The sequence below is a fragment of the Burkholderia sp. E168m23 genome, from assembly GCF_016586125.1.
Lineage (GTDB): Bacteria > Pseudomonadota > Gammaproteobacteria > Burkholderiales > Burkholderiaceae > Burkholderia > Burkholderia orbicola.
This window is the reverse complement of record NZ_BCPP01000351.1, coordinates 1-6497: the sequence shown is the minus strand read 5'-3', so window position 1 is coordinate 6497 and position 6497 is coordinate 1. Positions and strand designations below refer to the sequence as shown.

8 protein-coding genes are annotated in these 6497 nt (G+C 64.9%); 4 read left to right on the top strand and 4 right to left on the bottom strand.

The window, feature by feature from the left end; translation table 11 throughout:
• Positions 1-174: 174 nt before the first annotated feature.
• Complete coding sequence (locus JMF90_RS18660) at positions 175-663, bottom strand: aminoacyl-tRNA deacylase (RefSeq protein WP_006475975.1); 489 nt, start codon at positions 661-663, stop codon at positions 175-177.
• A gap of 467 nt (positions 664-1130) precedes the next feature.
• Between JMF90_RS18660 and JMF90_RS18655 the strand changes: the two genes are divergently transcribed.
• Complete coding sequence (locus JMF90_RS18655; protein ID WP_006475974.1) at positions 1131-1424, top strand: YciI-like protein; 294 nt, start codon at positions 1131-1133, stop codon at positions 1422-1424.
• 7 nt (positions 1425-1431) lie between these two features.
• Here the strand turns inward: JMF90_RS18655 and corA are convergent, their stop codons facing one another.
• Positions 1432-2409, bottom strand: a complete 978-nt coding sequence (corA, locus tag JMF90_RS18650; RefSeq protein WP_006475972.1) for a magnesium/cobalt transporter CorA — start codon at positions 2407-2409, stop codon at positions 1432-1434.
• Between the two features lie 200 nt (positions 2410-2609).
• Between corA and cydX the strand changes: the two genes are divergently transcribed.
• Positions 2610-2756: a cytochrome bd-I oxidase subunit CydX gene (gene cydX, locus JMF90_RS18645; RefSeq protein ID WP_125380656.1), complete on the top strand. Its 147-nt coding sequence runs from the start codon at positions 2610-2612 to the stop codon at positions 2754-2756.
• On the top strand, positions 2753-3370 hold the full coding sequence (locus tag JMF90_RS18640) for an ATP-binding protein (protein WP_011694291.1): 618 nt from the start codon (positions 2753-2755) through the stop codon (positions 3368-3370). The genes cydX and JMF90_RS18640 overlap by 4 nt, the downstream gene beginning before the upstream one ends.
• A 116-nt stretch (positions 3371-3486) precedes the next feature.
• Here JMF90_RS18640 and JMF90_RS18635 read toward each other — a convergent pair whose 3' ends face one another.
• Both JMF90_RS18635 and JMF90_RS18630 read right to left on the bottom strand, forming a co-directional pair.
• Positions 3487-4587, bottom strand: a complete 1101-nt coding sequence (locus JMF90_RS18635; protein WP_125380655.1) for a saccharopine dehydrogenase family protein — start codon at positions 4585-4587, stop codon at positions 3487-3489.
• Between the two features lie 498 nt (positions 4588-5085).
• Positions 5086-5550 (bottom strand): Lrp/AsnC family transcriptional regulator, encoded by a 465-nt coding sequence (locus tag JMF90_RS18630; protein WP_006481526.1) that lies wholly within the window; start codon positions 5548-5550, stop codon positions 5086-5088.
• Between the two features lie 247 nt (positions 5551-5797).
• Between JMF90_RS18630 and JMF90_RS18625 the strand changes: the two genes are divergently transcribed.
• Entirely contained in the window at positions 5798-6349 is a 552-nt protein-coding gene (locus tag JMF90_RS18625; RefSeq protein WP_125380654.1) for a Spy/CpxP family protein refolding chaperone, read from the top strand.
• Positions 6350-6497: the final 148 nt, after the last annotated feature.

The following is a 6497-nucleotide window of genomic DNA, read 5'->3' as shown; positions in this document are numbered from 1 at the left end:
GCAACGATCCAATTCTCAAAATGATCTGCATAACGAATGTATCTTCCGACGACGGATAAAGCCGGGGCCACGGGAATTCGTTGCCCGCCCTTCTGCACGCACGGGCATCCCCACCTCACCGAGCCCGGTGGGAAAATGCCCGCGCATGCTTCATCGACACACGACCCGCATCGCTCAGGACAGCATCATCCCCTGCATCCGGTGCGAGAAATGCGCGCGCTCGGCCGTCTCCATCAGCATCAGGAATTCGTCCTGCATCATGTGAATCAGCGCTTGATGATCGCCGGCCTCGAAATAGACTTCCGGCTGCTGCGCGAGGTGTTCCTCGAGAAACGTCTTCATCCCGTACGCCATGCAGACCGGCGGCAGCGCGCCCATGTCGCAATCCTTGAACAGCTCGCGCAACTCGACCTCCCGGGCGAGCACGAGATGGCGCCCCGTCTTCACCCAGAGATCCGACAGGCGCACGGCGTGCGTCGTCGGCAATACGGCGGCGACGTAGCCTTCGGCGTCCTCGAGAAGCACGGTTTTCGCGAGACGATCGCCGGGAATATGCGCGGCGGCGGCCGTCTCCATGCTCGTATGACTATAGGGGTGGTACACGACTTCGTACCGCGATGACTTCTGGCGCAGGCAATCCTGCAGGGTGGCTGAGACCGGCATGGCGCACCTCGTCTGGGCGAATCGGACGAATAGGGCGAACGGTGTTCGCTCCCGGTTCGTTCAGCATAGGTCGCATTCCGGGCCAATGGAAATGCCCTCGTGCAGCGCCCGCCCACATGGCCCGGCAGCCGGCCCAACTCGCTTTCAAGGCCTTCGTCTGCCCTCGCCGGCGTGCGGAATCCGGCCCCGGAATACGCTTGGCGGACCCTCATTTCTGCAGGCAGATTTCAGGCAGTGCGAACGAAAATGCGGCCGCACCCGCTAATTTGCCGACGTCGAGAAACTCGACCGTTAGTTGCATTTTAAGAAGAACATCGGGACACCGCCCGGGATGCGTCGTTCAAAAAACGAACCCGTGAATGCCCGTCGTCACAACCGGCAAACCCCGCCGCCAACGGCTTTCCCGCTGCCCTATACTGAGCCAGCCGCCCACCCTCCCGCGGCGGAAACCGACTCCCGGAGCAATCATGCATTACCAGTTGATCTACGAACTCGTCGACGATTACCTGTCGCGGCGCGAGCCGTTCCGTGCGGAACATCTGGCGCTCGCGCAGGCCGCGACCGAGCGCGGCGAACTGGTGCTCGCCGGCGCGCTGGCGGACCCGGCCGACCAGGCGGTGCTCGTGTTCGAAGGCGATTCGCCGGAAGCGGCTGAATCGTTCGCGCGCGCCGATCCGTACGTGCAGAACGGCCTCGTGAAATCGTGGCGCGTGCGGCCGTGGCGCGTCGTGGTCGGCAAGCACGCACCGCGTCCAGCCTGAAGCCGGACTACAGCCACCCTGCCCGTTTGAAACGCCACCACAGCGCGAGGTCGGCGATGGCCATCACCGCGATGCAGCCGTAGAACCCGTATTTCAGGTGCAGCTCGGGCATGTTCGCGAAGTTCATCCCGTAGATGCCGGCGATCATCGTCGGTATCGCGAACAGCGCGGCGAACGAGCCGAGCCGCTTGGTCACCTCGTTCTCCGCGAGCGAAATCATCCCGAGGTTGACCTGGATCGCGGTGACGACCATCTCGCGACGCCCTTCGATCGTCTTCACGATCCGCTGCAGATGGTCGTACACATCGCGGAAGTAAGCCGCCATCCCGCTGCACACCTGCGGCACGCGCCCGCCGGTGAGCTTCGCGAGCGGCTCCATCAGCGGCGCCGTGTGCTGGTACAGCAGCACGAGCCGGCGCTTCAGCGAATAGAGATCCTCGATGATCGCGCGCGACGACGCCGGCGTCGCCTTCGCGAAGATGCGGTCCTCGAGCTCCTCGAGTTCCGCTCCGAGCGTTTCGAGGATCGGGAAATACCGGTCGACGACCTGATCCATCAACGCGTAGAACACGAACGCCGAACCCTCCCGCAACAAGTGCGGCTCGCGCTCGCAACGCTTGCGCACGTCGCGGAAATCGTGCTCGGTATGGTTGCGGATCGACAGCACGTAATTCGGGCCGACGAATACGTTCAATTCGCCGACCTTGAATTCGTCGTCCTCGTCGAGTTCGACCGTGTGCAGCACCGCGAACAGCGAATCGCCGTATTCCTCGATCTTCGGCCGCTGATGGCCTTTGCGGGCATCCTCGAGCGCCAGTTCGTGCAAGCCGAACTCCTCGCCCATCAGGTCGATTTCCTCGGGCGTCGGGTCCTTCAGCGCGACCCACACGAAGCATTCGGGCTTCGACACGTAATCGCTGATGGCGTCGATGTCGATATCGGCCAGCTTGCGGCCGTCCTGGTAAGCAGCACAGTTGATCAGCATGATGTCGGTGACGTTGCGGTTTGCGCATCAGTTTACCGGTTTGCTGCACGGACGGCCCGGCTTGCGCGGCACGCCGATATTGGTCATGATCGGGCTGCGTGCGCCGCAGCATGCGCGTCGAGGCACTTCTACAGGCCCGCCGGGCCTGCGTTGCGCGATGCACAACGGCCGTGCGGCCCAACCGTCAAGGAGACTGATCTATGTGGTATTTCTCGTGGATACTCGGCATCGGCGTGGCGCTCGGCTTCGGCATCATCAACGCGATGTGGCTGGAAGCGGAAGTGTTCTCGCGTGGCGACCAGCTCGGCGATACGTCGGGCCAGCGGTCGGGGAGCCGGCATTCGTGACGCACCTGGTATTCTTCTGCGGTCACGCCGGCACCGGCAAGACCACGCTCGCGAAGCGGCTCATCGGGCCGCTGATGCGCGCGACCGGCGAAGCGTTCTGCCTGCTCGACAAGGATACGCTGTACGGCCGTTACAGCGCGGCCGCGATGGGCGCGCTCACGGACGACCCGAACGACCGTGACAGCCCGCTCTACCTGAAACATCTTCGCGATCCCGAATACCAGGGCCTGCTCGACACCGCCCGCGACAATCTCTCGCTCGGCATCGGTGCGCTCGTCGTCGGCCCGCTGTCGCGTGAAGTGCGCGACCGGCGCATCCTCGATCGCACGTGGCTCGGCATCGCGCCGGACGTCACGCTGACGGTCGTCTGGGTCCACACGTCGGAAGACGTCGCGCACCAGCGGATCGTCGCGCGCGCCAACCCGAACGACGCGTACAAGCTCGCGCACTGGGACGAATACCGGCAGCGCCGCTTCGTGCCGACCGGCCACGAATGCGACGGCATCGTGATGTTCGACAACACCGCGCCGTCCGACGCGGACCTCGACGCGCTGCTGTCCCGCATCGTGCCGCCGCCGCAACCGGCAACGATCGTCCCGCCGCTGCCGGCCTGAGCGCGCCGCCCGGCGCCCTTTCCCTTCCCGCAAAAAACAACGCCGGAAGCGCTGCTGCGCTCCCGGCGTCGTACGGCCCTCGTGCCAATGACTGGCGAATGGTCTTGTAATGACGGTCAGGCGACCGCGTGCACGCGCTCCATCGTGCCGCCGTCGTACAGCTTGCCGAAGCGGTTCGACAGGAACGCCTTGAGCGACACCTTCTCTTGCGGGATGAAACCGCTCTGCGGCAGCTTCTTCTCGCGGAACAGATCCAGCACCGCGCACATCGCGCCGGCCGTCGTGATCTGGATCGCGCTCATGTGCATCCCGCACACGTCCTTCGCGAAGATCTTGCGCGTGAACACGTCCTGCACCAGCTGGCCGTCCTTCACGCCCGTCACCGTGACGAACACGAGCACGACGTCCTGCTTCGTCGACGGCACCGCGCGGCGCATGATCGACTTCAGCGTGTCGCGATCGGTCGACAGGCGCAGGTCTTCCAGCAGGAACTGAACGAGTTCGCGGTGGCCCGGATAGCGCACCGACTTGTAGTCGAGCGTCTCGACCTTGCCCGACAGCGTCTCGCACAGCGTGCCCAGGCCACCCGACGTGTTGAACGCTTCGTATTCGGTGCCGTCGAGCGAGAAGTGCTCGAGGCCTTCGAGCGGCTGCACCCATTGCTTGCGGCCGTCGCGGATCGCTTCGCACGGCTGGCAGTATTCGTTGATCAACCCGTCGACGCTCCACGTCAGGTTGTACTTCAGCGCGTTGGTCGGATATTCGGGCAGCGCGCCGACGCGCATCTTCACGTCGCGCACTTCGCTGAAGCCGTTCACGAGCTCGTGCGCGGCAATGCCGATGAAGCCCGGCGCGAGGCCGCACTGCGGCATGAACGCGCGGTCGGAGCCGTCGGCCAGTTCGCGGATCGCGTGCGTGGCGCGCACGTCTTCGGTCAGGTCGAAGTAATGAACGCCGGCAGCCTTCGCGGCGGCGGCCACGTTGACCGCGAGGTAGTAAGGCAGCGCGTTGACGAGCGCATCGAAGCCCTTCACCGCTTCGCGAATCGCATTCGCGTCGGCCGAATCGACCCGTTGCGTCGCGATGCCTTCGCGCGACAGCTTCGCGAGCGTATCCGCATCGCGGTCGAACGCGACGACTTCGTAGTCGCCCGTTTCGCGCAGCATGTGAGCAATGGTGTGGCCGATCAGACCTGCGCCGACGATGGCGATTTTCATGCGCTTATCTCCTGATGATGGGTTTCGTGTTGGTGTACGGCGTCGAGCCATGAACACAGTTTAGGGACGCTCAAAATCAGTTCCAAGACGAAGAATGATGCGAAACGACCGATAAATTCGACGTTATGACGACACTTTTCGCCGAAACGACCATTTCATCTAAAAATCGCGTAAAGGCGCTGTCGCAAACCGGCCGTTGGCGGTGGCGCGTTGCAACGACGAAGACGACGACGCACGGCATGGCTCCCGACACACGAACTGCACATGCGTCACGGGCTACACGCCGGTCGAAGCGGAATACGGAAAGGAGAGTCGCGAGAGAGACGCGCGAAGTGCGCGGAAGGATGGCGATCGGCACTCGTGCCGATCATGAGGGACAGCGAATGCCGATACGAAGGCGGCCGGGCATCTACCCGCCGTTAATCCAGACACCCGTGACGTAACGAAACCGGCGCCGCGCATGCGCCGTCCGTCATGTGCGGTGCCGCATGCAACGGCTCAGCCGCCGATCGTCCCGCGGTCGATCTTGCGCGACAGGATGATCGACGTCGTCGTGCGCTCGACGCCTTCGAGCGTGCCGATCTGGTCGAGCAGGTCGTTGAGCCGTTCCGGCGAATCGGCGCGCAGCCACGCGACGTAGTCGTACTCGCCGCTCACTGCGCACAGCAGCTGGACTTCCGGCATCCGGTCGAGCTTGCGCAAGACGTCCTTGCCGAATTTCGGCGTGAGGATGATGCCGACGTACGCGTAGATGCTGGCGTCCAGCACGTCCTGCCCGAGCCGCACGCTGTACCCGGCGATCACGTTCGTGCGTTCGAGCCGCGCGATGCGCGCGACGACCGTCGTGCGCGCGACGTCGAGCTGGCGCGCGAGATCCGCGACGCTGGCGCGCGCATCGGCTTGCAGCAGCGCGACGAGTTGCCGGTCGAGATCGTCGAGTTGGTCGAGGCGGGGTGGGCGCATGACGCTGGGCCGGTACGCATGTGCCGGCGGAGTGGAAAGTGACGCGATGATAGCGCCGAACGCCGGCGCGCCCAACCGGCACGGCCGGATTCGCACCTTCGATTTCGATTCGTATCGGATGTAAGCAAGTGTCGCATTCACTGCCGCGCTGCATGCAACGTGCTACTAATAGCGGGCGACGCGAGAGGTACGCTGACGGCAATGGCCGCCGCGTCCGCTCGCCAGACACCACCCCGGAGAGCCAACCATGAAGAAAATCTCGCTCACCCTCGCTACGCTCGTCGTTGCAGCCAGCGCATTCGCGCAGACCCCGGCGCAGCCGCAAGCGCCCGCCCAGGCACCGGCCACGACGGCCGCGGCATCGGCCCCGAGCGCCGAGCAGCGCGCGGCCCGCCACGAGGCGCGCATCGAGCAGCGCATCAAGTACCTGCACGACCAGTTGAAGATCACGTCGGCGCAGGAACCGCAATGGAAGACGTTCGCCGACACGATGCGCGACAACGGCGCAACGATGGGCCGTCTCTACGGCGAACGGATGGCCAAGCACGACGTGTCCGCGCTCGACGACATGAAGCAGTACGCGGAACTGTCGCAGGCGAACGCCGACGGCGCGAAGAAGCTCGCCGACGCGTTCGCGCCACTGTACGAGAGCTTCCCGACCGAGCAGAAGGCGCTGGCCGACACGACGTTCCGCAGCTGGCTGCACCACGGCGGCGAGCACCGCGGCAAGGGCAAGACGAAGGGCAAGGACGGCAAGGCAGCCGCCGCGCCGGCCGCAAGCGCACCCGCGCAGCCCTGACCCTTCCCGCCGGCGCCGTGCCGGCCCGCCCGGGGCCGAACCGCGCCGCGATCGGCGACCGGCGCGTCACACGGCGCGCCGAATTCGGGATAAGCTCCCGGCTTTTCCCGCTTTCCCGCCATGCTCGAACTCAAGCAACTCGATCTGC